Source organism: Cyclobacterium lianum (assembly GCF_900143075.1).
GTDB classification, from domain to species: domain Bacteria; phylum Bacteroidota; class Bacteroidia; order Cytophagales; family Cyclobacteriaceae; genus Cyclobacterium; species Cyclobacterium lianum.
Genome location: NZ_FRCY01000001.1, coordinates 289603 through 312906, shown reverse-complemented (window position 1 = coordinate 312906; position 23304 = coordinate 289603). Strand labels below are relative to the sequence as shown.

The following is a 23304-nucleotide window of genomic DNA, read 5'->3' as shown; positions in this document are numbered from 1 at the left end:
ACAATTCAGGATGCAGGCGGCAACTTTTTTTGTTAATTCATTGATTTGCATTTGAAAATCATCGTATCTTTGACGGGCAAATAGGGTTACTAACCATTTGCCATGAATCCAGAAACAAACAAGTTCCTCTTTGAAGCACTCACCTATGATGACGTGCTTTTGGTACCCGGTTATTCCGAGGTGCTTCCCAGAAACACCAGCACTGCCACCCAACTTACCCGCAACATCCGGCTACAGATACCTTTGGTTTCTTCCGCTATGGATACGGTTACTGAAGCCGAATTGGCCATTGCCATCGCCCTGGAGGGCGGATTGGGTTTCATCCACAAAAACATGTCCATAGAAAAGCAGGCCGCGCAGGTCCGCAAGGTAAAAAGGTCTCAAAGCGGGATGATCCTGGACCCCATTACTTTGGATATCAGCGCCAAAGTAAAAGATGCAGAAGCCATCATGAGGGAATTTAACATCGGTGGCATCCCGGTAGTCGATGAGAACCGGTACCTGAAAGGAATTATCACCAATCGCGATTTGAGGTTTATCAAGGACATGAATCGTCCGGTGAGGGACATCATGACGAGAGAAAATCTCGTAACTGCCAAAGCCGGGATAAGCCTGGAACAAGCGGAAGAAATTTTACAGGAATACAAAATTGAAAAACTGCCGATTGTAGACGAAGAGTATAAACTTACCGGCCTCATTACCTATAAGGATATCCTGAAAAGAAAAGACAAGCCTCATGCCTGTAAGGATGAGTTTGGCAGACTCAGGGTAGGGGCCGCAGTGGGAGTTACTTCCGACATTGTAGAACGGGTCGAAGCACTGAAAGTTGCCGGGGTAGATGTGATATCCATCGATACCGCCCATGGTCATTCCAAAGGAGTGATCGATACCTGCAAAAAGATCAAGACTCATTTTCCGGATCTGGAGGTGATCGTCGGCAATATTGCGACTGCTGAGGCTGCCGAAGCCCTGGCTGATGCAGGGGCAGATGCAGTCAAGGTAGGTGTGGGACCGGGTAGTATATGTACGACCAGGGTAATTGCCGGCGTAGGCATGCCGCAGCTCTCCGCGGTGATGGAAGCCTGCAAGGTACTGAAAAAGAGAGATATTCCCGTAATTGCAGACGGTGGTATCCGGTACTCCGGAGATATCGTCAAGGCACTCGCTGCGGGAGCAAGCTCGGTGATGATCGGCTCAATTTTAGCCGGAACAGAAGAAGCTCCGGGTGAGATCATTATTTTTGAAGGCAGAAAATTCAAATCCTACAGGGGAATGGGATCCATTGAAGCTATGGAGTCCGGATCAAAAGACCGGTACTTTCAGGACGCAGAAGACAATATCAAAAAACTGGTGCCCGAGGGAATTGTGGGCCGGGTGGCATTCAAAGGTCTGGTATCTGAGGTTCTGTACCAACTGATAGGCGGCTTGCAGGCAGGCATGGGCTACTGCGGTACGGCTACCATTGAAGATTTAAGAGAGAATGGAAAATTTGTGAAGGTCACTGCAGCCGGAGTGAGGGAGTCTCACCCGCATGACATCAGCATCACCCGTGAAGCGCCGAATTACAGCGTGAAAAATTAATGCAGGGCGCTTGTTCGCCCTGTCGATTCCTACCAGGTATGAAGGAATTGCAGGCGGATCATCCCGATTGGATATTAAATCAGCCCCTGGACTATTGGTACGGACAGCACCAAAACCAACCGGATAAGGGTCTGTTTTTCGGGACTATTTCGATGCGATTTCCTGCAAATGAGCATATAAAAAAAGCCTTCCAATCGGGAAGGCTTTTTTTATTCTCTTTTTCGTTTCAGTTTTTTAATCCATTCCCAAAAATTCCACATCAAACACCAAAACAGAATTGGCAGGGACCCGAAGCACATTTTCGTTATCCTGGTACCCATATGGGGAGGGTATAATGATGGTGGCTTTGGCACCACTTCTGAGGCGTTTGAATCCCAGGCTAAAGCCTTCTATTGCTCCGCCCTGAGATGCGGGTAAATCCAGAAAGAACGAAAAAATATCGTAATTTCTGTCTTCGTCATAGATGTCGTTCTCCCGCGCTACATCTTCCTGATTGGAGTCAAATACAGTACCATCAAGCAGGTAACCGGTGTAATCCGTATAAACCACATTGCCTGATGTCGGCCGGGATCCTTCCCCCTCTTCTTCTACGATGATGACTACACCTGAAGGATCGTGGATCCTGTAAAGACTATCGTATGGAGCTGTCTCCAGGTAATCAGCAATGATTTCCCGGTCTATGGCCAGATTACCCTCCCTGTCATATACCGGTCCTCCAAAACCCCCTAACCTGTCGTCACAGGAAAAAACCACTAGTGCCAATAAAAAAATACAGATATGATGGAATGATCTCATTTGCTTATGTTTTTAAGGTTGGTGTGGTCTCACCTCTACCAGGTCCAGTTCAAACACCAGTACTGAATTTGCCGGAATGGGCCCCTGAGCCTGACTGCCATAAGCGTAGGCTGAAGGGATCAGGGCTATGGCTTTTTCCCCTTCCTTCATTCTGGAGAGGGACCAATGCCATCCGTTGATCACATTGGACACACCCAATATGACACCATAGGGCTCATAATTTCGATTGGGATTAAGCAAACCATTGTCCTGAGCGACCTGTTCTACGGAGGTGTCAAATACTGTTCCGTCCAGAAGTTTTCCGGTATAGTCTACCGCCAGGGTATCTCTGACCTCCGCCAATTCTCCTTCCTCTACTTCCTCAGTGAACAAAAGAACGATCCCCGTCTCTCCCACAGTTTCTCGCCTCATGTATTCCGTGTCTACGGTTTGGATGTATTCTTCTATCTTCTGCAGATCCTGTTCAAAGATCACATCCATATTTTCTTCCTCAGAAATACAGGAAGCCAACAGTATCAGCCCAGGCAGCAATCCCCAGGCAAAAGCACTCGTTTTCATGGTAGTTGTTCGTTTATTTACAGATCAACAATCCGTCTGCCGGACTATTGCTTTTCTACATCGGTCACTTCTACATCGAAAATCAATATAGAATTAGGAACAATGACAGCTCCACGCTGACTGGGTCCATAGGCCAATGGTGAAGGAATCAAAAACTTGGCTTTTGCCCCCTCTTTCAACAGCTGAAGACCCTCATCCCAGCCCGGAATCACCATTCCCTGTCCCACATCAAAGGTGAACGGTTCGTATGGTCTGTTCTCATTATAGGTATTGGATTCCCGTGCTTTGCTCTCAATGCTGGTATCAAATACGGTTCCGTCCAGAACATAGCCGGTATAATTAACGGAAATTTTGTCTCCCTGCTCCACCTGAGGACCGGACCCTTCTTCTTCTATGACGTAATAAAGACCCGATGCTGTCTTGCTTGCATCCAGATTATTTTCCTCAATATACGATGCTATGGTTTGTACGTCCTCATCCAACTGAACACCGGCTTGTTCTTCTTGTTTTTTCTGCTGTTCTGCAACAAGGTCATTGAAATAATCTTCGAATACTTCCTCTTCCAACACATTGAGCACCCCTATGCTGATGGTCACCGTTTCTTCATTGTCGAGAAAAGGAGGCACCCCTTCCGGTGTAAATATTTTCTCAGCGGTGGAAGTGATGACGATGCTATCCCCATTGTTTAGATTGAGAAATATCTCATCTATCCCTGTTTTGGCTTCGGCAGAGTCCAGGTGCTGCAGATAGGGTGGTACCGGCTGATCGTAGCTGGAAATAAAAAGCGAATCACTACCGGTCTTTGCAGTAAAGTGATAGACGACAAATTCGCCGTCCTTGGTTTCATCGTCACCTTGTTTGATATACTTGTATTCTATACCATCCGAAGTCGTCTGGGTCTTTTCACAGGAATAAAGTAAGGCGGAACCCGCCAAAAGAACTCCCAAAACTAAATTATTGATTTTTTTCATCGATTAATTCTAATTGATTAAATAGGATATGTTTGTTTTCTTTTACTAATTTTTCAAACCTGTTAATGGTCTCTTCCAGAGAGAGTTTAGAAATTCCTCCGGAGGCATTCTTATGGCCGCCTCCATTGAAGAAGGTTGCCGCAAATTTATTGACGGCCACATCTTCTGAAGAGCGAAAAGATATCTTAACCCCATCTTTCCTTTCTGTAAAGAGGGCAGCGATTTTTATGCCATCAAGGGAGAGTGCGTAATTGACCAAACCCTCGGTATCTCCGGTTTGGGATTGGTATTTTCTCAGGTCTTTTTTGCTAACTCCAAAATAGGCGGTATTCAGCTCCGGCAAGATGGTCAGCCTTCTTGTAAGGGCAAAACCCAAAAACTTCAACCTGTTTACAGAATAGGTATCGTAGATCAGCCGGGCGATCTTTGAATTGTCTGCGCCCAATTCGATCAATTCTGCTGTGACCAGGTGAACATTCTTGGTGGTATTGGGATGCCGGAAACCACCCGTATCGGTCATGATGCCCGAATAAAGACATTCGGCAATATCTTTATCGATCAGCTCCCGGTCCCCAACTTTTACGATCAGATCGTATAAAAGCTCGCAGGTAGCTGCAGCTTTGGGACTACAAAAACTGAAATCTGCAAAATCTTCCGGATCCTGGTGGTGGTCAATATTGACTTTGTAGGCTTTAGCATCCCTTACCACCTGCTCCATTCCCTGCAACCGTCCCAGATTGGAGAAATCCAGACAGAAGATCATCTCTGCCTGAGCGATCAGGTTTCTGGCTTCCTTTTCCTTCTCAGGATCTTCAAAATTCACCACTTCATCATTGCCCTCCATCCAATGCAAAAACGAAGGATAGTCTGAGGGACTCACCACAGTGACCTGGTGATTCTTTTTTTTCAGGTACCCTGCGAGGGCCAGAGATGAGCCCAGAGCGTCTGCGTCAGGTTTATGATGGGTGGTGATGATGATCTTTTTAGATGAAGCTGATGAAATCTGTTCTTTAAATAGATCTAATTCCTGCATGAGTATTGATTGAATACCGTATTTAAAAAACACGGACGACAAAGTTCTGTATAATTTTCTGAAATTCCCAATGACAATTTTCTCTGCTCCAGGCATATTGTCCAGAAATGCCCCATAAGCTTCGGTGTTTCGTGGAAAAGGGTTAATTTTGTGGGCTCAACAAACATGCTTATCAATTTATGGCTACCAACCGAACATTTACCATGATCAAGCCTGACGCCTTCCAGGCAGGAAACGCAGGTGCAATAATCAAGATGATTGAGGCATCCGGCTTCAAAATCATCGCCCTCAAAGCCACCCGTCTCAGCAAAGAACTGGCCGGTGAATTTTATAAGGTGCATCAGGAAAGACCCTTTTATTCCGATTTGTGCCAATACATGTCCTCCGGACCCATCATCGCCGCTATACTGGAAAAAGACAATGCAGTGGCAGATTTCAGGGAACTGATCGGCGCCACCAATCCGGAGAATGCTGCCGAAGGAACGATCAGAAAATTGTACGCTACTTCAATCGAAGCCAATGCCGTTCATGGCTCGGACTCCGATGAAAATGCAGCTATAGAAGGAAATTTTTTCTTTAACGCCTTTGAGCTTCTGGGCTGATGCTTATTCCCTCCACTTTCCTTTTCCGGTAAATGTGGAGGGAATCTTTTATGATTTTTTAACATTTATTCCTGATACCGTCAACGGCATGATGTCTGGTTTTTTGATTTTTCTTAATTTGCCTGCCTACCAGATCCTCAGGTGTATGATACTGAAAGCGCTTTTATTTTCTGTGATTTCTCTTGGTCTCTTTTCATTTTCAGCGGCACAGGCCCAACTTCCCCGCCTCAAGGTGGCCGAAAACCAACGGTTTCTCGTAACAGAAGATGGTGAGCCATTTTTCTGGACTGCAGATACTGCATGGGAACTTTTCCATCGCTGTGACCTGGAGGAGGCAGCTTACTATCTCAACAAGCGTGCCTCACAGGGATTTAACGTAGTACAGGCAGTAGCACTTGCAGAGATTGATGGGCTTCAGACGCCAAATCCCTACGGTGAAACGCCGCTGCTCGGAATGGACCCCAAAAAGCCTAACCCGGCCTATTTTTCCCACGTGGATAAGGTAGTGGAAATGGCCGCATCAGCAGGTATTTACGTGGCACTGCTCCCCACCTGGGGCGATAAGGTGTTTACCAATACCTGGGGGAAAGGACCAGAAGTCTTCACAGAGGAAAATGCCAAATCATTTGGCTTCTGGATAGGCAACCGCTACAAAGACCAGTCAAATATCATCTGGGTCATAGGTGGTGACCGTAATCCCAGGGAAGGTACCCCCGATGTAGCCATTTGGAGGGCCCTGGCCGCGGGAATCGTCGAAGGAACCGGTGGACATGATAATGCCTTGATGACTTTCCATCCCCAGCCCACTGGCCCAGGCGGGTCCAGCAACTGGTTTCATCAGGATGAATGGCTGGACTTTAACATGCACCAGACCGGGCACTGCGCCAATCAGGCCACTTACAGGAAAATAAGCCACGACTACCAGCTCAGCCCGACGAAACCCACTCTGGATGGAGAGCCATTGTATGAAGATCACCCAAATTGCTTCAATGCCAAAGCGCTCGGTTACAGCTCGCAGGAAGATATCCGCAGGATCATGTATTGGAATGTCTTTGCGGGAGCCTTTGGTCAAAGCTATGGATGCCATGCCGTTTGGCAAATGTATACGCCGGAAAGGGAAGGAATCAATGGTCCCCTCAGGCCCTGGAAGCTGGCCCTGGATCTACCCATGGCGCATCAAATGCAACACCTCAAAAACCTGATGCTGAGCCGCCCCTTTCTGAGCAGAATACCGGCACCGGAAATGGTGATGGGGGAGCAGGAGGATGGTATAGATTTCGTGGTCGCGACCAGAGACAGTGAGGGGAGCTACGCTATGGTATACTTTCCCACCGGAAAGCGCACGAAAATCGACAGCAGCCCACTATCCTCAAAAATGCTTAAGGTCAGCTGGTATGACCCCAGAACCGGAAACCAGATCGAGGCGGGATATGCAAACCGGAGCCCGCAGAGTACATTTGTACCACCAAGCTCAGGGAGGATAGGACATGACTGGGTGCTGATTCTGGATGCCATTTAGAAATTCAAAATACCTCAGCTGGCAGGCCGGTCCTTCTTCCTGAAAAAAACCTGCCGGATCCAACGCGGCAGAAAGATGGCTCCCAATAACAGGTAAGGGTAATAGGAAAACATACGCCACAATATACTGGTCACAAAGGTGTATCCGGTAAGGAACTCATTGAAAAACTGTGCAAAGAAGAATTCAGCCGTGCCACTACTCCCCGGGGTAGGGCTGATCATCATCACAATCCACATGATGATCTGCCGCGCAAAAATGACCACGTGTTCGAAGAAACTTATACCGGCATAAGCGGATATTAGCGCATTCAGCATAAAATACCTGGAACACCAGATGAAAACAGTTGCGCCAATGATCACCAGCCAGTATTTCAGATTCTTTCCCCTGAATTCTTTGCTGGCCTGGATGATTTGGTCTCCGTAGGTATTGGCCTGGTATTTCCACTTTTTCAGCCATCTGATCGAAAAAAGCTTCAACAACAACCATTTGAATACCCGTGGCCGGTAAAACAATGCCAGGGCCATAAGTGTAGAATACAGGGTGTAAAGGGAGTAGGATACCCAAAAAAGGTACTCCAGGCTATTTCCGAGCCGCATTTCCAAAACCCGGCTGTCGGGAAAAATAAAACCTTTGGCAAAGAACAAGATTATTGGTGCTCCAAGTACAAAAAAGAGGTTGTCCAGAATGGCGGTTAACATGGTAAAAGCCAGTGCCTTCCCAAGAGGTATCCCTTCCTTATTCAGAATAAACACAGCCACGGCCGTACCACCTACAATAGAGGGGGTAACGGCAGAGGCGAATTCCCACAAAACAATCACGAAAATGGCCCTGCCCCAGGTAAGGTGCTTGTCCGTCACTTCCCTTATCCTGAACACATAGCCAGCGTCTCTCAGGAAAATAAACAGTACAGCCAGCAAAAGCGACCAGGCCGAAGCATCAAAAACCCCTCTCAGCGTCTGAACGTTTACGGTAGGGTCCATGTAAAACATCAGCAATACAATTGCAATCCCGATCAATACAGGAACCCAAACCTTATTGGGATTTAAGGTTTTAAAAACTTCCCTATTGTCTATTTTCATGTGCTTTCTACTGGTATGGATGCTAGCTTCTCAACCCAGAAATTATTGAAACCTTCACCAATTTTTATGGTCACCAGGGCAAGCTGAAGCAATTCTAAGATGGCTAAAAAGGTATAAATGACAAAAATCTTGTTTGGGTTGTAAACGATGAAATCCGAAAAAGGAATCCTCGGCTTTTCGTTGAGCTGGTCTAAAATAAAGGATTTCTGCTGTTCTATGGTATAAGGGTATTGAATGACGGTGTGTTTGGTATCGTCACTTCTGTGGGCATATTTGGTCATTACTTTTTGGTACACCTTCAGGAGACTGTACAGGTCCAGGTCCTGTAACTCCGCATCTACGTTATCAACTTTGGAAATCTGCCGAAGCTCATCCAGCACATTGCCACGGGTAAATTTGGCCATCCGGTCTGCCTCCATCTGCCCAAGCTCAGCGATCACGGATTTGTATTTCTTGTATTCCAAAAGGTGCCTGATGAGTTCCTCTCTTGGATCTATCTCTTCACCATCTTCGTTTAGCTCCGGTCTTGGCAGCAGCATTTTGGATTTGATCTTCATTAAAGTAGCCGCAAAAAGAATGAATTCACTGGCTATTTCGATCTCCATCTTTTCCAACTGATGGATATAATCCAGGAAGTCATTGGTGATTTTGGAAATAGGTATATCGTAGATGTCCAGCTCATCCCTTTCTATAAAGAAAAGCATCAGGTCAAATGGTCCTTCGAATAAGGGTAATTTGATTTCAAAACTCACTGGATACGATTATTTTTTGTTATTTTTGCATTTCCTGTTGCGTTCAAAGATATTACATATCTTTTTAAATCAATAGGCATCCGAATAATTTCCCCAAAACCATGGCCTCTTGAATAATTATTGGTATTATTAAACATTATACAGACTCAGGGGTTGTTAATTTTTACAAAGAAACGCTGCATATGCAAATAGAACCTGGAAAATTACTCAGGGAAATCCAATATCCGGACGACCTAAAAAACTTCCATAAAGACCAATTGGTTCAGATCTGTGATGAATTGAGGCAATTCATCATCGACCATGTTTCCATCTATGGTGGACACTTCGGTGCTGGACTGGGAGTAGTGGAATTGACCGTAGCTTTGCATTATGTACTCAATACCCCTGATGACCAGCTGGTATGGGATGTAGGGCATCAGGCCTATGGGCACAAAATCCTTACCGGTCGCAGGGAGCAATTTTATACCAACAGACTTTACAAAGGTTTATCGGGTTTTCCCAAAAGAAAAGAAAGCCCTTACGATGCATTCGGAGTAGGACATTCAAGCACCTCCATTTCTGCTGCATTGGGCATGGCCATGGCATCCAAATACAAAGGCGAAACCCAGAGACAACATGTGGCCGTGATCGGTGATGGGGCCATGACCGGCGGTATGGCTTTTGAAGCCATGAACCATGCCGGGGTTTCAGATACCAACCTGTTGATTATCCTCAATGACAATTGCATGTCCATTGATCCCAATGTAGGTGCGTTAAAGGATTATCTAACCGATATTACCACCTCCCATACCTATAATAAAGTAAAGGACGAGGTGTGGAGCCTTTTGGGCAAAATCAGCAAGTTTGGATTCAGTGCGCAGGATGTAGTTTCCAAAGTAGAAGGAGCCATTAAGTCTGCCCTGCTGAAGCAAAGCAACTTGTTCGAGTCTTTAAACCTGCGGTACTTCGGACCTGTTGACGGCCATGATGTCAATCACCTGGTTGAAATTCTCTATGACCTGAAGCATATACCCGGACCAAAAATCCTGCATTGCATCACCGTAAAGGGCAAGGGGTTTGCCCCGGCAGAAAAAGACCAGACCAAATGGCATGCTCCTGGAAAATTTGATAAAATTACCGGTGAAATTGCTAAAAAAATTCATACTACCCCTCAGCCCCCCAAATACCAGGATGTTTTCGGCCATACGCTGGTAGAGCTGGCTGAGAAAAACGACAAAATAGTTGGTGTTACTCCAGCCATGCCTTCCGGTTCGTCCATGAATATCATGATGAAAGCTTTTCCGGAAAGATCCTATGATGTGGGCATTGCTGAGCAGCATGCCGTGACATTTTCGGCCGGACTGGCAACGCAGGGGCTGACTCCCTTTTGCAATATTTACAGCACGTTCATGCAACGAGCTTACGATCAGGTGATCCATGACGTCTGCCTGCAGGATCTTCCGGTGGTTTTCTGTCTGGATCGTGCAGGTTTTGCCGGAGCCGATGGCCCCACCCACCACGGTGCCTACGATTTGGCTTTTTTCAGGTGTCTGCCCAATCTGGTGGTCAGTGCACCCATGAACGAAGAGGAGCTACGAAACCTCATGTTTTCGGCCTCGGAGCACAACGGCCCCTATTCCATCCGGTATCCAAGGGGCCAGGGCGTGATGCCTGACTGGAAGCAAGCCCTGCGGAAAATACCAACCGGGCAAGGCAGAATCGTAAAGGAAGGAAAAGACCTGGCCATTTTGAGCATTGGTCATGTGGGGAACTATGCAGTGGAAGCGGCAGCAATACTCCAGAATAAAGGCATCGACATGGCGCATTACGACATGCGATTTGTAAAGCCTTTGGACGAGGCCATGCTTCATGAGGTTTTCAGCAAATTTGACAAGGTGATTACCATCGAAGACGGCTGTCTGATGGGAGGGTTTGGCAGTGCCGTCCTGGAATGGATGGTAGATCACGACTACCAGTCTAAGGTAAAAAGACTGGGAATCCCAGACGAGGTAATCGAACACGGCGAACAACTGGAACTGCACCGGGAGTGTGGATTCGATCCGGAGGGGATTGTGGCCGCTGCAAAAGAAATGCTCGGAACGACCATTTCGGAAAAGTTGAAGTAGTTAAAGGCCAGGTAGGGCTTACCGGAAATTTGAAGTTCATGCTTACTAATAAAGGTACGTACCGTCTCTGCGAGAATTAACTTTTTTAACGCGGCAATTTGGATGACGATGTGTTTTTGCAACTCATTGGACCTCGCCTGTGGATGGAATGACATCCGGGCGAATAGAGGATAAACGAACAAATTGGGAGTCACAAAGCGCACAAAGGTTGCACGAAGAACACGAGGTAGTATCAAAAAATCCTCTGGGTCCTTTGTGGTTCTTTGAGTCCTCTCTACATGCGGCAGACAGGTGTGACAAAAAATTAGAGGTTCCAAGAACACTGAAGGTGCACGGCTGCCTGCCGGTAGTGCCATCCTATCATCAAACGTTCACATGATCAAAGTAGCAATGCTGAGGACCTGCGTCTACACCTCCCCAAACACCTCATCCAGATCCAGGACAAAACCCGAAAGAACTTGAGACTCTACCTGGTCTCCCAGTGTGAATAACCGGGAAGGGTGGTATTTTCTGTCTTCCAGGGTATAGATCAGCAGGGTACGTTCGTCGGGATGAATGACCCAGTATTCCTTCACACCAGAGGCTTCGTACACATCATATTTCAATTGCAGCTCTTTCTTATTGTTTCCCGGAGAGAGAATCTCCACGATCAGGTCCGGAGCACCCAGGCAGCCTAAATCATCCAGCTTATCCGGATCGCATACCACACAGAGGTCCGGCTGTACCACGGTATCGATGTCCGTATGCTTTCTGGAAGCAACCGGAAGGCGCACATCAAAGGGGGCCGTATACACCTTACAGCTTCCTCCTTTTAAAAATCCGTGAATTCTCGTTACCAGGGCTACCGTAAGCCCCTGGTGGATTCTACGGGGAGCAGCCGCCTGCCGGAATACTTTTCCGCGGATCAGCTCCACCATCTCCTCCAGCTGCCAGGAAAGGTAATCCGCATAGGAATAGCGTCCATAGGCGGAAAACGGCTCGTTCACTTTATCTTGGGGCTTTTCCATATTTTGCACAAACCGAAAATGGTTACTAAAGATAATAAGATTTGGGCAAATCCACCAGGGTCCAAAATCGGTATATTGAATGCGATCGCAAATGTTTAAAGTACTGCCGGTTCCGTCGTTCCCTTTACTACGACAGGTCACTGCGCAGCAAACCTGGGCTCCGTTCAGCCTGAAAAGCAATTTGAAGGGAAATAGAAACGTAAGATAATCCCAATGTGTACTTCAGGTGTTATCATCCGGTCCCGTAGGGACCAAAGGTGGCTATAAATAACATAATGAATCCTCTTCCGTGCCTTTAGGTACGGAATATGGTGATCGGAAACGGGGAAACCGATCGGTTTCGGAATTCAGCTTGGAGACGGCGGGTCCTTCCGGAGCCTACTTTTCCTGGCCTGATCGAATATTGTTGGATTAACAAAATAAAATTTTTAACGCTCCCCCTAAATGGATTCAAGGTGATGATATAGACCTGATTTTTTTCAAACTTCAATGGAAATTTTGACTTTTCCTCCCAATCCTTTTTCAACTATGTCGAAGAGTGTTTTAAGTGTCAGGTTGCTTCCGTTATTTTCGACTCTTGAAATGTAGGTTCTCTTCTTGTCTACTAATTCTGCCAGTTGCTCCTGAGTCAAATTCCTGTCCTCTCTGGCTTTCTTTAATAATACGCCGATCTTAAATGATTCAAAATCTCTTTCAAGTTCGTCTCTTCCTGATGTGCCTTTCATTCCATACACATCATCTTTTATGTTATTCCAGCTTTTTGTATTCATGGCTTCGTTCTTTTCTTTTCTTCTGATTCTTTTTCGGCAAAGTATTGGTCCATCAACTTACTCGCCTTTTCAATTTCCTTTGGTGGTGTCTTTTGTGACTTTTTTTGAAAGCCATTTAACAAAATAACAAGCTGACCTTCATCAAAAAAACAAAACACTCTCCAAATGTTTGATCCCAACTGAATACGGGCTTCAAACAACCCCTTCTTGGTCTTGATAGGTTGCAGGTAGGTTTTGGGTACTCTTTCCAAGGTCTCAATAGCCTCAATAACCTTGTAAATTTTGTTTTGAACTTTAACTGTCTGCTTTTTTAGAAAGTTCTCAAAATGGTCTTGGTAGGCTATGACTTCCCTTACTTTATCCATGAACGTAAATGTAACTTAAAGGTTACTATTTTCAAAGTTTCAGAAAGTTGTTTATTCGTGAATGTACCTCCTCAAAGTGCTAAAACTATCAAATCTATTGTGTTCCCGAAAGGGTTACCAACCCTGTTTATCCAGGTTCGGCATTGCAACTCCCAAACAACTCATTTGGTCCCAGGCCATCTTATCCCTGTAGCGTTTTGCAGTCTTTTTTCGTCTTAAGAGGAAAAGACGAAAGGATTAGGAAATTAAAAATAAAACCTATATGTTTAGTAGTGTTTTTAATCCTTTCTTTTTTTAACCGGATGGAGTAGCAATTAAAACTTGATTCTAATGAAGAAAGTAGTAGTTTCTAAAAGTAGATGGATGGTTTTGGTAGGCATGGTTTTTCTTATACCGGTTCTCGGCGGATGCCAGGATGAGGAATTACCGGAGGGCGAGATCCGCTTAAGCCAAATTCCTGATAACCCTGACTATACATCTCTTCCCTTGATAGGCACCACATGGAAACTTATCGGGTTTGTGGATGAAGGGCGGAATAGGGTGAAACTACCAGAACCTGATGGGGAAAGCACCTATTTGCTAAAATTTAATGGCAATGGTGAAATAAGTGGACGGACATCTACTAACTCGGCCTATGGTCGGTATCTTTTGGGCAGTGATGGTCTCTTGGAAATTCTAACATTTACCAATACTACCGAGCTTAATGAGCTATTTGATGGTGGCTATTATATAGCTTCCTTGAACGATGTTTTTTCGTTCGCTCTATCACCAAAAGGGTTGACACTCTACTATGATTCCGAAAAATCCATGCTTTTCCAACCCCAATAAGTGGTAGTTTTAATTAACAAAACAATCAGTAAAACCCAACAATGATGAAAAGAATATTTACTTTGTTGTTCATTTGTCTTTCTTGCTTTTCAGCCATCGCACAGATCAGCACCGATGAGTCTCCCGTTAGCTTTAATTTGTCTGAAGAGACATTTAAAGACCAGAAGATCGATCTAAAGACCATGCCTAGCCTGGATATGGAGCGGATCCGCGAGGAGGACGAAAAAGATGAACAAGAGGGCATACCACCAAGGTTTGGCTACCCCCACAAAGCTGATTTCAACCTAACAAACTCGGGGGTTTGGACAAGTCTTCCTAATGGTGATAAAATATGGCAATTGAGCATCTTTTGTCCTGATGCACTCTCTATAAACTTGCTCTATGACCAGTTTTGGTTGCCTGAAGGTGCAAAATTTTTTCTTTATACAGATGACCAAACACATATGATAGGTGCGTTTACATCAAGGAACAATAAGGGTTCGATAGATAAACCCCAAGGCTTCGCAACAGGTTTACTTTATGGGGAGAAGATAATACTGGAGTATTATTTACCAAAGGAAGCAAGGGAGATTGGTGTTATTTCGATTGCCAGTGTGATACACGGTTACCGCTATATTGACCTGCAAGGTGAATCTTCGAAAAGCCTGGGTTCATCGGGTAATTGTCAAGTCAACGTGAATTGTAATGAAGGCACCAACTGGCAACAAGAAAAGAACGCTGTGGCTATGATATTGGTAAATGGGAACAGATACTGCACAGGTTCATTGATAAATACAACTTGTTCTGATGACCGGCCTCTTTTATTGACTGCCGACCATTGTTTAGGGGGATGGGCTAATAATAATATCAAACATGATGCTATTACAAACCCTGCTTTAAACCATTGGTCTTTTTACTGGCATTATGAAAGACCTGGTTGTCCAAATACCGGGTCACCACCCTTATTGGCTACTTCAGGAGCTACGGTTGTCGCTAACAATGGGGCCACTGATTTCGCCTTATTGGAGTTAACTGAAGACCCCGCAGATAAGAATGGCGTGACACCTTATTACTTAGGTTGGGACAGATCTGGAAATCCAGGAATCGGTGGGGTAGGTATTCATCATCCAAGCGGTGACGCAAAAAAAATTGCGACATATACTCTTACTCCAACTAATTCTAATTGTATGGATGAAATAGATTATCTCGATATAAATTTTTGGAGAATAAACTGGATTCCCACTCCAAATGGCCACTCCGTCACCGAGGGTGGATCATCGGGGTCTCCCCTAATAAATAGTGAAAGAAGGGTAATTGGGCAATTATTCGGATCGGGGCCTCATTGTCCAAATCCTGATTGTTCAAACCCAGGTCAGGACATAGGGAATTACGGCAAATTCAGTGTTTCCTGGACAGGAGATGAAGCTGCTGAGGAAGAACGTAGACTTGATCATTGGCTGAACCCAGGAGGAGGAACTGCTCCGTTAATTCTTGATGGGAAGGATGGCACAAGGATAATCGGCCCCGACCGCATCTGCACCACAAATACCAACTTCACCCTTCAAAATGTACCGGCAGGGCAGACGGTGACCTGGGCGGTATCGCCTACCTACCTCTTTCCCTCCACAGGAAGAACGGGTACGGGTACTACCGCCACCTTACGCGCGGCAGGTACATCTGTCAGTGGTGCAGCCACCCTTACCTACACAGTGGATACGGACTGTGGGGAATACGAGGTGAGCAGGGAGATCTGGGTGGGCGTACCCAATACTAGCATGCAGGTGGATGCAAACTACTACCCCATCTGTCTGAACGAATACACCTATATCAACGCCTTCTATGATCCCTATAATACCAATCCTGAAGGCAATAAGGATGCTGACATTACCAACTTTATCTGGCAGCAGCCCGCTGGTGTCAGTTGTTTTACCGCAGGTACCAGAAATGAGGTGCTGGCTTGCTGGTTTACAACACCGAATATGTATACCGTAAGGGTGCGTGCCGTCAATTCTTGTGGTCAGGGCGCTTTTCAGAACGTATATCTAAATGTGTATGGCTGTTCGTACTATACCATGAGCCTCAATCCCAACCCCGCCAACGGCAGGGTACGCATAGCACTTACCGAAATGCCTTTGGATGAATCCGCAAAAGCCATTCTTCAGTCGGAAAACAAAACCAGCAGGGAATACCAGGAGTACAGTTTCGACAGCCCTCCCCAGCGCATCCGGGTCTTTGACCTGACGGGGGCGGAAAGGATCTGTGTGGAAGAACCTCCTTCAGACAGCAGCTATGAACTAGACATCAGCCACCTCCAGCCCGGTGTCTATGTCGTCCACCTGGACCACCGCAATGGCACCGTCACCCGGCAGCTAAGGGTAGAGTAAAACGCCAGAAAGAACAAATCTGATCCCCGACAGCTTGTCGGGGATTTTTTTGTATCAGGACAGGATAGGTCTCCGGTTCTTTTCAGGCAGCTATTTTAGCAAGACCTGTTTTGGAAATTCATGAAAACATATTCCCTGAATCTCTATAGAATCTTTTTTTAACCACATAGGTACATAGTTCACATAGGGGGCTTCCTTCAGAATTAGGACTAGAGGGATTCCCTTAGAATTAGAACCCCTCAGCAAATTCTGCTTTGGCCGCAACAAACTATGTGCGCTATGTGTGCTATGTGGTTTATTTATCTTCGTACTGAACACGCCATTGCCGTAAATGAATAACAGCTTTGGTCCCAAGCCATCTTATCCCTGTAGCGTTTTGCAGTCCTTTTTCGTCTTTAAAGAAAAAGACGAAAGGATTAGGAAATTAAAAATAATACCTATATATTTAGTAGTGTTTTTAATCCTTTCTTTTTTTAACCGGATGAGGTAGCAATTAAAATTTGATTATAATGAAGAAAGTAGTAGTTTTTAAAAATAGATGGATGGTTTTGGTAGGCATGGTTTTTCTATTTCATTCCTGTGTTGATCGGGAAGAGGAAACTCCTAAAATTGAAATACCTGTCGATACGTATTGGATGTATTCAAGCAATTGTTTGAGGGAGAATTTTGAAATGAATTTTTTGAATAAGCAATATCTCCGGATCACAGACAAAAAAGGTTTTGATGTGCTGACTTCCTGCTCTGTTGAGCTTCCTGAGATAGATTTTAGTGAATCTTTCCTTTTGGTTACTAGGATTGAATCCATGCAATATCCCGACTTAAGGAATCAGGGTTTGTATTTTGAAAATGACACGAAACTTGTTTATGAAATAAATATTAATCTTTCTGACTTTCAAGGTATAGGTGTTATTTATTGTTTCGGAGTTATTCCTAATGATTTTTCTCAAAATGAAATTAACGTCCAAATTTATGAAAATTAAAATTTTATTTTATTTAATTCTAGCAAACTGCCTGTCAAATTTTGTTTTCTCCCAAGATACCTTCTTTTATTCAGGAGACAAGAAAATTACATTGAATGAAAATGCCGAAAAATATTATTTAAAATTTGAAGGGAAAGTAGAGGAAAACAGACTTACTCAATTGGGATATTCGTCAAGAGAAAAATTACAGTTTGAAAATGAAAATAGTTTCGGAGCAATAAACCCTATTAACCGGGACGTTCAATATTCTTATGCGGTCGTTTCTTCCGATTTATCTTCGGTTGATATAACAGAAATATCAAAAGATCTTTATGTAATGCCGTTTTTTACAACCGCTGCAAATATTGAGCTGGGTATTTCACATTTATTTACAGTGAAACTAAAATCTAACAACGATTTCCCCATATTGGATTCAATTGCCAAAGCAAATAAGGTGAAGATTGTTGGCAACCACACATTCAGGCCCTTGTGGTATACATTATCCTGTGATATTGGTTCATTGGGGAATGCATTGCAAATGGCGAATACATTTTATGAAACCAAATTGTTCCAATATGCTATTCCGGATATTATGGAAGAACCTCAGATTCTAGAGCTTTCTCCACCACCGTCAGATCCCCTCTTTTCTACCCAATGGAATTTTTTGAACACCGGACAGGCTGGAGGAACACCAAATGCCGATGTAAATATTACTGGAGCTTGGGGTATTACCAAGGGTTCGAGCAATATAGTCGTAGCAATACTTGACTTGGGCCTACAATCCAATCATCCCGATCTCACAAATATTAGTCCAATAAGCTATGATGCTGATTTGGGACAATCTCCTGCATATTGTTGCTTGCAACATGGGATGAATGTTGGAGGGATAATTGGGGCAAACCATAATTCAATAGGAATAGCTGGGACAAGTCCAAATTCGCCCCTTATGTCCATTTGGAACTCCAATGTTTCTAGCCCATCAATCAGAAAAAAATGGGCTGATGCTATAGATTTCGCATGGCAAAATGGAGCATCAATTATTAATTGTTCATGGGGTTTTATATAGATTATGCAGAAATTGAAGAAGCTATTGACAACGCTACTTCGTATGGCCGATCCAATAATGGGGCTATAGTGGTAGCTGCAATCGGAAATGACAACACAAATGACCTTCAATATCCTGCTGCGTACCCTAAAACAATTGCAGTTGGAGGAACTGATAGGAATGACCAGCGGTCTTCTTTTTCAAATTACGGGAACGGATTGGATATAGTAGCACCCGCTACAAGTGTACCCACACTTGCTTATAACACTAACCAAAATATACCAGCCGACAACTATACTATTTTCAATGGTACATCAATAGCAACGTCTCAGGTTTCCGGAATAATTTCCTTAATTCTTTCCATGGACAATGACTTCACCTACTTAGAAGTTGCGGATATTTTAAGAAGATCGGCGCAAAAAGTGGGTGGGTATATTTACACACCTGGCCAAGGACATGATCCCAACTTAAGCTGGAATAATCAAATGGGATTTGGAAGAGTTGATGCTTGCATGGCATTAATCGAGTCGTTTAAAATGAAATCTGACGTAACCGGCCCCGACCGCATCTGCACCACAAATACCAACTTCACCCTTCAAAATGTACCGGCAGGGCAGACGGTGACCTGGGCGGTATCGCCTACCTACCTCTTTCCCTCCACAGGAAGAACGGGTACGGGTACTACCGCCACCTTACGCGCGGCAGGTACATCTGTCAGTGGTGCAGCCACCCTTACCTACACAGTGGATACGGACTGTGGGGAATACGAGGTGAGCAGGGAGATCTGGGTGGGCGTACCCAATACTAGCATGCAGGTGGATGCAAACTACTACCCCATCTGCCTGAACGAATACACCTATATCAACGCATTCTACGACCCCTATAACAGCAATCCTGCGGGTAATAAAGATGCTGATATTACCAATTTTATCTGGCAGCAGCCTGCCGGAGTCAGTTATTTCACATCAGGTACCAGAAATGAGGTGCTTGCCTGCCTTTTTACGACACCAAACATGTATACAGTAAGGGTGCGTGCCGTCAATTCTTGCGGCCAGGGCGCTTTTCAGAACGTCTATTTCAATGTGTACGGCTGTACGTACTATTCCATGAGCCTCAATCCCAACCCCGCCAACGGCAGGGTCCGCATAGCACTTACCGAAATGCCGTTGGATGAATCCGCAAAAGTCATTCTTCAGTCGGAAAACAAGGACACAAGGGAATACCAGGAGTACAGCTTCGACAGCCCTCCCCAGCGCATCCGTGTGTTTGACCTGACGGGGGCGGAAAGGATCTGTGTGGAAGACCCTCCTTCGGACAGCAGCTATGAGCTGGACATCAGCCACCTCCGGCCCGGCGTCTATGTCGTCCACCTGGACCATCGCAATGGCACCGTCACCCGGCAGCTAAGGGTGGAGTAAAACGCAAGGTAAACAAGTCGCATCAAACCATGCCCTGTAAGGCTGAGCCTGTCGAAGCCCGACGCTGCTCGACCGATAAGGCGAATTTAAAACCCACGATAGCTCAGTACAGGGTGAAGTATGTCAATCACCCTGCTATTTTCGGTGTCATGAACAGATAAGAACTGGCAAAAAGCCATTTGTAATGGCTTCTCGTATGCTTTTTAAAGAGGGATTTTATATATGATTGATCTATGGCTTCTGGCATTACAAATGCCTCGATAGTGTAACTCATCGGATACCTGGGATGTAGCTGCAAACTTCCAGAGACAGTTTTGGGGATTGCAAATCCCCTTTATCTGAACCACGGAATTGCAAATTCCGCGGAGCGGATCTCCCGTTCTTTTCAGGCAGCTATTTTGGAAATTCATGAAAATATATTCTCTGAATTTCTACAGAATTTTTTTAACCACATAGTTGCATAGTTCACATAGAGGGATTTCATAAGAATTATGACCCCACAGCAAATTCCCGGTTTTGCCGCAATAAACTATGTGTCCTCCTATGTGCTATGTGGTAAATCTTTTGCATGCTGAAGATTCATGAAAATTGGGTGTCCATTAAAAAGGATCACTGGTTTTTTGGCATTTATTTTTTTATTTTGGCTCTTAGCAATTCAATGCCAGATACAAACCAAAAAACCTGTCAAGCCCATGTCGTTCCAATTCAATTCCAGACGAGATTTTCTCAAAAAGTCCAGCCTGCTAACGGTAGGCTTAGGATTATCCATGCCCCAAAGCAGCCCTGCTTCAACGATGGCTCAAAATAAATTACCCCGTTGGCGGGGCTTTAATTTGCTGGATTTTTTTAATCCGGATCCGGATAAGGGACGCAAAAGCAAAGACAACTATTTCAAATGGATGGCCGACTGGGGTTTTGACTTTGTCCGCATTCCCATATCCTATCCCAGTTACCTGGATTTTGACCGCAGCAAGCCCATCACTCCCGAAGAGGTCCTGCAATTTGACGAACGAAGGCTGGAGGAAATTGATACGCTGATCGATAAGTGCCACCAGCAAAAGCTGCATGTCAGCCTTAACCTACACCGGGCACCGGGCTTCTGCATCAATGCCGGCTTTCAGGAACCCTATAACCTCTGGGAAGACGCCGAAGCACTGGATGCTTTTTGCGCCCATTGGGAAATGTGGGCAAAACGCTACAAAAATATCTCTTCCAAAAAGCTAAGTTTTGACTTGGTAAATGAACCCTTTAAAAGGCAAAATCCCAATGATCAGCACTCTCCGGGAGGGCCGGTACCGGTAGAAGAATACCGGAAAGTAGCTAAAGCAGCCCTGGATACCATCAAATCCGTCAAAAAAAGCCGACTCGTCATTGCCGATGGAAACGGTGGCGGTGGTATGGCCGTGCCCGAACTGGCGGACCTGGACCTGCACCAGAGTTGCCGGGGTTATTTCCCCATGCACATTTCCCATCACAAGGCCTCCTGGGTATATAAGGATCCCGACAGCCTGAAAGAGCCGGTTTGGCCCGGCATGCACAATGAAAAATACTACAGCCGGGAGGATTTGGAAAAACACTATGCGCCCTGGATATCGTTGATGCAAAAAGGTGTAGGCGTACATTGCGGGGAATTGGGCTGTTACAACAAAACGCCGCACCCTGTTTTTTTATCCTGGTTTGAAGACATCCTGGACATACAGCATGCCCATGGCATTGGTTTTGGTCTCTGGGAGTTTTCAGGTACTTTTGGGGTATTAAACTCCGGCAGGGAGGATGTGGACTATGAAGATTGGTACGGTGAAAAACTGGACCGAAAACTTTTAGACCTTTTGATGAAATATGCCTGACATCGCCTTTTGGAAAACCGGAAAAGGACAGCCACTGGTATTGTTGCCGGGTTTTGGTGAAACCAAAGAAATGTGGCAGGAATTCGTTCCTGAAATAAGCCATGACTGTGAAATCTGGTGCCCCGATTTACCAGGTTTTGGGGAAAGTCCCGCACTCAAAAAGGGATATGCCTTAAATGAGGTAGCTCTCGTTTTGGCAAATTGGCTCCGCTTACAGGGAATCGAAAATGCCAGCCTGATTGGGCATTCGCTGGGAGGCTATATAGCCCTGGAGATGGCTGCAAATACAACAGCTAAGCCGGCGGCCCTGGGTTTATTCCATTCCACTGCCTTTGCAGATAGTCCGGAAAAAAGAGTAAACAGAGATAAGACCGCTGAGTTTATCGAAAAACATGGAGCACCTACTTTTATTCAATCCTTTGTGGCCCCCTTGTTTGCAGCGAAAAACCGGGAAACCTGTCAGGCAGTGATAGAAACTTTGATCCGCCGGGGCAGCCAAAACAGCAAGGAAAGCCTGATCGGCTATACCCTGGCCATGAAAAACCGGGCCAACCATATGGCTACACTGACACAGTATAAAGGCGATAAACTCATGATCTGTGGGGAGGAGGATCCTGCTGTGCCCCTGGAAGCCAGTCTGAAACACCAGCAGGCGGTTACCGCTTTTCACCGGTTGCCGGATTGTGGGCATATGGGCATGTTTGAAAAGCAGGCAGACTGCCAGGCCATTATCAGGCAGTTTATGAAATCCTCATCGCCCAAAGATCAATAAGTGGCCCGTCCTCCGGAGAGGTCAAAAATAAAGCCGGTGTTAAAACTTGCTTCCTCAGAGACGATCCAGGTTGCGATCGATGCGGCTTCTTCAACGGTACCCAGGCGCTGCATGGGAATTTTGGAAGCCATGTAAGCCAACTGTTCCGGTGCTGTGTCCTCGTTCATGGGCGTGCGGATGACGGCCGGAGCAAGACCGTTTACGGTAATTCCGGAAGTAGCATATTCCTTTCCAAGGCCCTTTACCAATCCAATCACCCCTGCCTTGGTGGAAGAATAGCCCACCATATTGGGATTGCCTTCCTTGCCGGCAATGGACGCGATCAGCAGTATGCGGCCATAGCCTCCCTTTTCCATCCACTTCAAAGCATATTTGCAGGTCAAAAAAGAGCCACGCAGGTTGACCCTGTAGATTTCATCGAAAGCGTCGGTAGGGTAGTCGGTTATTTTGGTCTGGGTAGGACCAACAATACCTGCTGAATTGACCAGAATATCCAATTGGCCCAATTCCTCCACCGTTTCACGGAAGGCCCTTTCTACAGCAGTTTCGTCCGAAATATCTACCTGAGCGACCTTCACTTTTAGGCCACTGCGCTTCCAATCCTTTTCCAGCGTTATTAATTGATCGGTCTTGATGTCCCACAGGACTACCCTGGCGCCCTGGTCAGCAAGCCTTCTGGCTATTGCTTTACCTATTCCATCTGCTGCGCCGGTAATCACGGCGACCCTGTCTTTAAACCCCGTTTTCATATTTGTTCTTTTAGTTTTTCCTTTGGCTAAAATAGAGAAGTAGCAACAAAGGTTTTAACCTACAACAAAAATATTGATTCGTATCAATATTTGTATTTAATTGGATTTTATACGTATAAATCTAATACCGTTGAGGTCTTTGGGACCTCGATGATTTTTTGGGTCCCCGCTCCGGTTAAGACCTTC

General features: G+C 45.4%; 21 protein-coding genes. 11 read left to right on the top strand and 10 right to left on the bottom strand.

The genetic code is table 11. The annotated features are described in order from the left end of the window. Positions 1-102: 102 nt before the first annotated feature. On the top strand, positions 103-1581 hold the full coding sequence (gene guaB, locus BUB19_RS01250) for an IMP dehydrogenase (protein WP_073090487.1): 1479 nt from the start codon (positions 103-105) through the stop codon (positions 1579-1581). Between the two features lie 234 nt (positions 1582-1815). Here guaB and BUB19_RS01245 read toward each other — a convergent pair whose 3' ends face one another. The 4 genes from BUB19_RS01245 to BUB19_RS01230 are packed head-to-tail and all read right to left on the bottom strand — an operon-like array spanning position 1816 to position 4938. Continuing rightward, positions 1816-2376 (bottom strand): FKBP-type peptidyl-prolyl cis-trans isomerase, encoded by a 561-nt coding sequence (locus tag BUB19_RS01245; RefSeq protein ID WP_073090480.1) that lies wholly within the window; start codon positions 2374-2376, stop codon positions 1816-1818. Positions 2377-2388: 12 nt separating this feature from the next. Then, positions 2389-2934, bottom strand: a complete 546-nt coding sequence (locus BUB19_RS01240; protein WP_073090477.1) for an FKBP-type peptidyl-prolyl cis-trans isomerase — start codon at positions 2932-2934, stop codon at positions 2389-2391. A gap of 44 nt (positions 2935-2978) precedes the next feature. Further along, positions 2979-3905, bottom strand: coding sequence for an FKBP-type peptidyl-prolyl cis-trans isomerase (locus BUB19_RS01235; RefSeq protein WP_073090474.1), 927 nt, complete (start codon positions 3903-3905; stop codon positions 2979-2981). After that, positions 3889-4938: a DHH family phosphoesterase gene (locus BUB19_RS01230; protein ID WP_073091448.1), complete on the bottom strand. Its 1050-nt coding sequence runs from the start codon at positions 4936-4938 to the stop codon at positions 3889-3891. The genes BUB19_RS01235 and BUB19_RS01230 overlap by 17 nt, the downstream gene beginning before the upstream one ends. Before the next feature lie 179 nt (positions 4939-5117). Between BUB19_RS01230 and BUB19_RS01225 the strand changes: the two genes are divergently transcribed. Together BUB19_RS01225 and BUB19_RS01220 are read left to right on the top strand one after the other, a co-directional pair. Further along, positions 5118-5540, top strand: coding sequence for a nucleoside-diphosphate kinase (locus tag BUB19_RS01225; protein ID WP_073090471.1), 423 nt, complete (start codon positions 5118-5120; stop codon positions 5538-5540). Between the two features lie 145 nt (positions 5541-5685). After that, entirely contained in the window at positions 5686-7059 is a 1374-nt protein-coding gene (locus BUB19_RS01220; protein ID WP_073091445.1) for a glycoside hydrolase family 140 protein, read from the top strand. Positions 7060-7073: 14 nt separating this feature from the next. Here BUB19_RS01220 and BUB19_RS01215 read toward each other — a convergent pair whose 3' ends face one another. After that, a complete protein-coding gene (locus tag BUB19_RS01215; RefSeq protein WP_073090468.1) occupies positions 7074-8138 on the bottom strand; it encodes a lysylphosphatidylglycerol synthase transmembrane domain-containing protein in 1065 nt (354 codons plus the stop codon). Further along, on the bottom strand, positions 8135-8890 hold the full coding sequence (locus tag BUB19_RS01210; RefSeq protein ID WP_073090465.1) for a segregation and condensation protein A: 756 nt from the start codon (positions 8888-8890) through the stop codon (positions 8135-8137). The genes BUB19_RS01215 and BUB19_RS01210 overlap by 4 nt, the downstream gene beginning before the upstream one ends. 182 nt (positions 8891-9072) lie before the next feature. Here BUB19_RS01210 and dxs point away from each other — a divergent pair, with 182 nt between their 5' ends. Next, a complete protein-coding gene (dxs, locus tag BUB19_RS01205; RefSeq protein WP_073090462.1) occupies positions 9073-10995 on the top strand; it encodes a 1-deoxy-D-xylulose-5-phosphate synthase in 1923 nt (640 codons plus the stop codon). 407 nt (positions 10996-11402) lie between these two features. On the opposite strand, the gene BUB19_RS01200 is transcribed toward dxs, so the two are convergent. From BUB19_RS01200 to BUB19_RS01185, 3 genes are all read right to left on the bottom strand, one after another. Continuing rightward, the gene (locus BUB19_RS01200; RefSeq protein ID WP_084096883.1) at positions 11403-12002 is read right to left on the bottom strand and encodes a Uma2 family endonuclease; all 600 of its coding nucleotides are present in this window, start codon (positions 12000-12002) and stop codon (positions 11403-11405) included. Positions 12003-12481: 479 nt separating this feature from the next. Continuing rightward, positions 12482-12772 (bottom strand): helix-turn-helix domain-containing protein, encoded by a 291-nt coding sequence (locus BUB19_RS01190; RefSeq protein ID WP_073090453.1) that lies wholly within the window; start codon positions 12770-12772, stop codon positions 12482-12484. Further along, the gene (locus BUB19_RS01185; RefSeq protein WP_073090450.1) at positions 12769-13137 is read right to left on the bottom strand and encodes a type II toxin-antitoxin system RelE/ParE family toxin; all 369 of its coding nucleotides are present in this window, start codon (positions 13135-13137) and stop codon (positions 12769-12771) included. Before BUB19_RS01185 ends, BUB19_RS01190 begins: the two co-directional genes overlap by 4 nt. 330 nt (positions 13138-13467) lie before the next feature. On the opposite strand from BUB19_RS01185, the gene BUB19_RS01180 reads away from it, so the two are divergent. The 7 genes from BUB19_RS01180 to BUB19_RS01150 all read left to right on the top strand — a co-directional run bounded on the left by BUB19_RS01180 (position 13468) and on the right by BUB19_RS01150 (position 22369). Next, positions 13468-13965 (top strand): META domain-containing protein, encoded by a 498-nt coding sequence (locus BUB19_RS01180; RefSeq protein ID WP_073090447.1) that lies wholly within the window; start codon positions 13468-13470, stop codon positions 13963-13965. A gap of 41 nt (positions 13966-14006) precedes the next feature. Continuing rightward, on the top strand, positions 14007-16328 hold the full coding sequence (locus BUB19_RS01175; RefSeq protein WP_143155877.1) for a T9SS type A sorting domain-containing protein: 2322 nt from the start codon (positions 14007-14009) through the stop codon (positions 16326-16328). 509 nt (positions 16329-16837) lie between these two features. Further along, on the top strand, positions 16838-17308 hold the full coding sequence (locus tag BUB19_RS01170; protein ID WP_073090439.1) for a hypothetical protein: 471 nt from the start codon (positions 16838-16840) through the stop codon (positions 17306-17308). Beyond that, complete coding sequence (locus BUB19_RS24630) at positions 17298-18353, top strand: S8 family serine peptidase (protein WP_073090436.1); 1056 nt, start codon at positions 17298-17300, stop codon at positions 18351-18353. Before BUB19_RS01170 ends, BUB19_RS24630 begins: the two co-directional genes overlap by 11 nt. Next, entirely contained in the window at positions 18338-19750 is a 1413-nt protein-coding gene (locus tag BUB19_RS24625) for a S8 family serine peptidase (RefSeq protein ID WP_073090433.1), read from the top strand. The genes BUB19_RS24630 and BUB19_RS24625 overlap by 16 nt, the downstream gene beginning before the upstream one ends. A 692-nt stretch (positions 19751-20442) precedes the next feature. Beyond that, positions 20443-21597 carry a cellulase family glycosylhydrolase gene (locus BUB19_RS01155; protein WP_073091442.1) on the top strand — a complete coding sequence of 385 codons (1155 nt, stop codon included), beginning with the start codon at positions 20443-20445 and terminating at the stop codon, positions 21595-21597. Further along, positions 21590-22369 carry an alpha/beta fold hydrolase gene (locus BUB19_RS01150; protein ID WP_073090430.1) on the top strand — a complete coding sequence of 260 codons (780 nt, stop codon included), beginning with the start codon at positions 21590-21592 and terminating at the stop codon, positions 22367-22369. The genes BUB19_RS01155 and BUB19_RS01150 overlap by 8 nt, the downstream gene beginning before the upstream one ends. Here the strand turns inward: BUB19_RS01150 and BUB19_RS01145 are convergent. After that, a complete protein-coding gene (locus BUB19_RS01145) occupies positions 22363-23118 on the bottom strand; it encodes an SDR family NAD(P)-dependent oxidoreductase (RefSeq protein WP_073090427.1) in 756 nt (251 codons plus the stop codon). The two genes, BUB19_RS01150 and BUB19_RS01145, sit on opposite strands and share 7 nt — an antisense overlap. Positions 23119-23304 lie beyond the last annotated feature (186 nt).

Coding starts and splice junctions, on each gene's coding strand:
- BUB19_RS01215 (WP_073090468.1), bottom strand. CDS start 8,138: ATGAAAATAGACAATAGGGAAGTTTTTAAAACCTTAAATCCCAATAAG.
- BUB19_RS24630 (WP_073090436.1), top strand. CDS start 17,298: ATGAAAATTAAAATTTTATTTTATTTAATTCTAGCAAACTGCCTGTCA.
- BUB19_RS01185 (WP_073090450.1), bottom strand. CDS start 13,137: ATGGATAAAGTAAGGGAAGTCATAGCCTACCAAGACCATTTTGAGAAC.
- dxs (WP_073090462.1), top strand. CDS start 9,073: ATGCAAATAGAACCTGGAAAATTACTCAGGGAAATCCAATATCCGGAC.
- BUB19_RS01180 (WP_073090447.1), top strand. CDS start 13,468: ATGAAGAAAGTAGTAGTTTCTAAAAGTAGATGGATGGTTTTGGTAGGC.
- BUB19_RS01145 (WP_073090427.1), bottom strand. CDS start 23,118: ATGAAAACGGGGTTTAAAGACAGGGTCGCCGTGATTACCGGCGCAGCA.
- BUB19_RS01220 (WP_073091445.1), top strand. CDS start 5,686: ATGATACTGAAAGCGCTTTTATTTTCTGTGATTTCTCTTGGTCTCTTT.
- BUB19_RS01235 (WP_073090474.1), bottom strand. CDS start 3,905: ATGAAAAAAATCAATAATTTAGTTTTGGGAGTTCTTTTGGCGGGTTCC.
- guaB (WP_073090487.1), top strand. CDS start 103: ATGAATCCAGAAACAAACAAGTTCCTCTTTGAAGCACTCACCTATGAT.
- BUB19_RS01200 (WP_084096883.1), bottom strand. CDS start 12,002: ATGGAAAAGCCCCAAGATAAAGTGAACGAGCCGTTTTCCGCCTATGGA.
- BUB19_RS01230 (WP_073091448.1), bottom strand. CDS start 4,938: ATGCAGGAATTAGATCTATTTAAAGAACAGATTTCATCAGCTTCATCT.
- BUB19_RS01150 (WP_073090430.1), top strand. CDS start 21,590: ATGCCTGACATCGCCTTTTGGAAAACCGGAAAAGGACAGCCACTGGTA.
- BUB19_RS01190 (WP_073090453.1), bottom strand. CDS start 12,772: ATGAATACAAAAAGCTGGAATAACATAAAAGATGATGTGTATGGAATG.
- BUB19_RS01240 (WP_073090477.1), bottom strand. CDS start 2,934: ATGAAAACGAGTGCTTTTGCCTGGGGATTGCTGCCTGGGCTGATACTG.
- BUB19_RS01225 (WP_073090471.1), top strand. CDS start 5,118: ATGGCTACCAACCGAACATTTACCATGATCAAGCCTGACGCCTTCCAG.
- BUB19_RS01155 (WP_073091442.1), top strand. CDS start 20,443: ATGTCGTTCCAATTCAATTCCAGACGAGATTTTCTCAAAAAGTCCAGC.
- BUB19_RS01245 (WP_073090480.1), bottom strand. CDS start 2,376: ATGAGATCATTCCATCATATCTGTATTTTTTTATTGGCACTAGTGGTT.
- BUB19_RS24625 (WP_073090433.1), top strand. CDS start 18,338: ATGGGGTTTTATATAGATTATGCAGAAATTGAAGAAGCTATTGACAAC.
- BUB19_RS01175 (WP_143155877.1), top strand. CDS start 14,007: ATGATGAAAAGAATATTTACTTTGTTGTTCATTTGTCTTTCTTGCTTT.
- BUB19_RS01170 (WP_073090439.1), top strand. CDS start 16,838: ATGAAGAAAGTAGTAGTTTTTAAAAATAGATGGATGGTTTTGGTAGGC.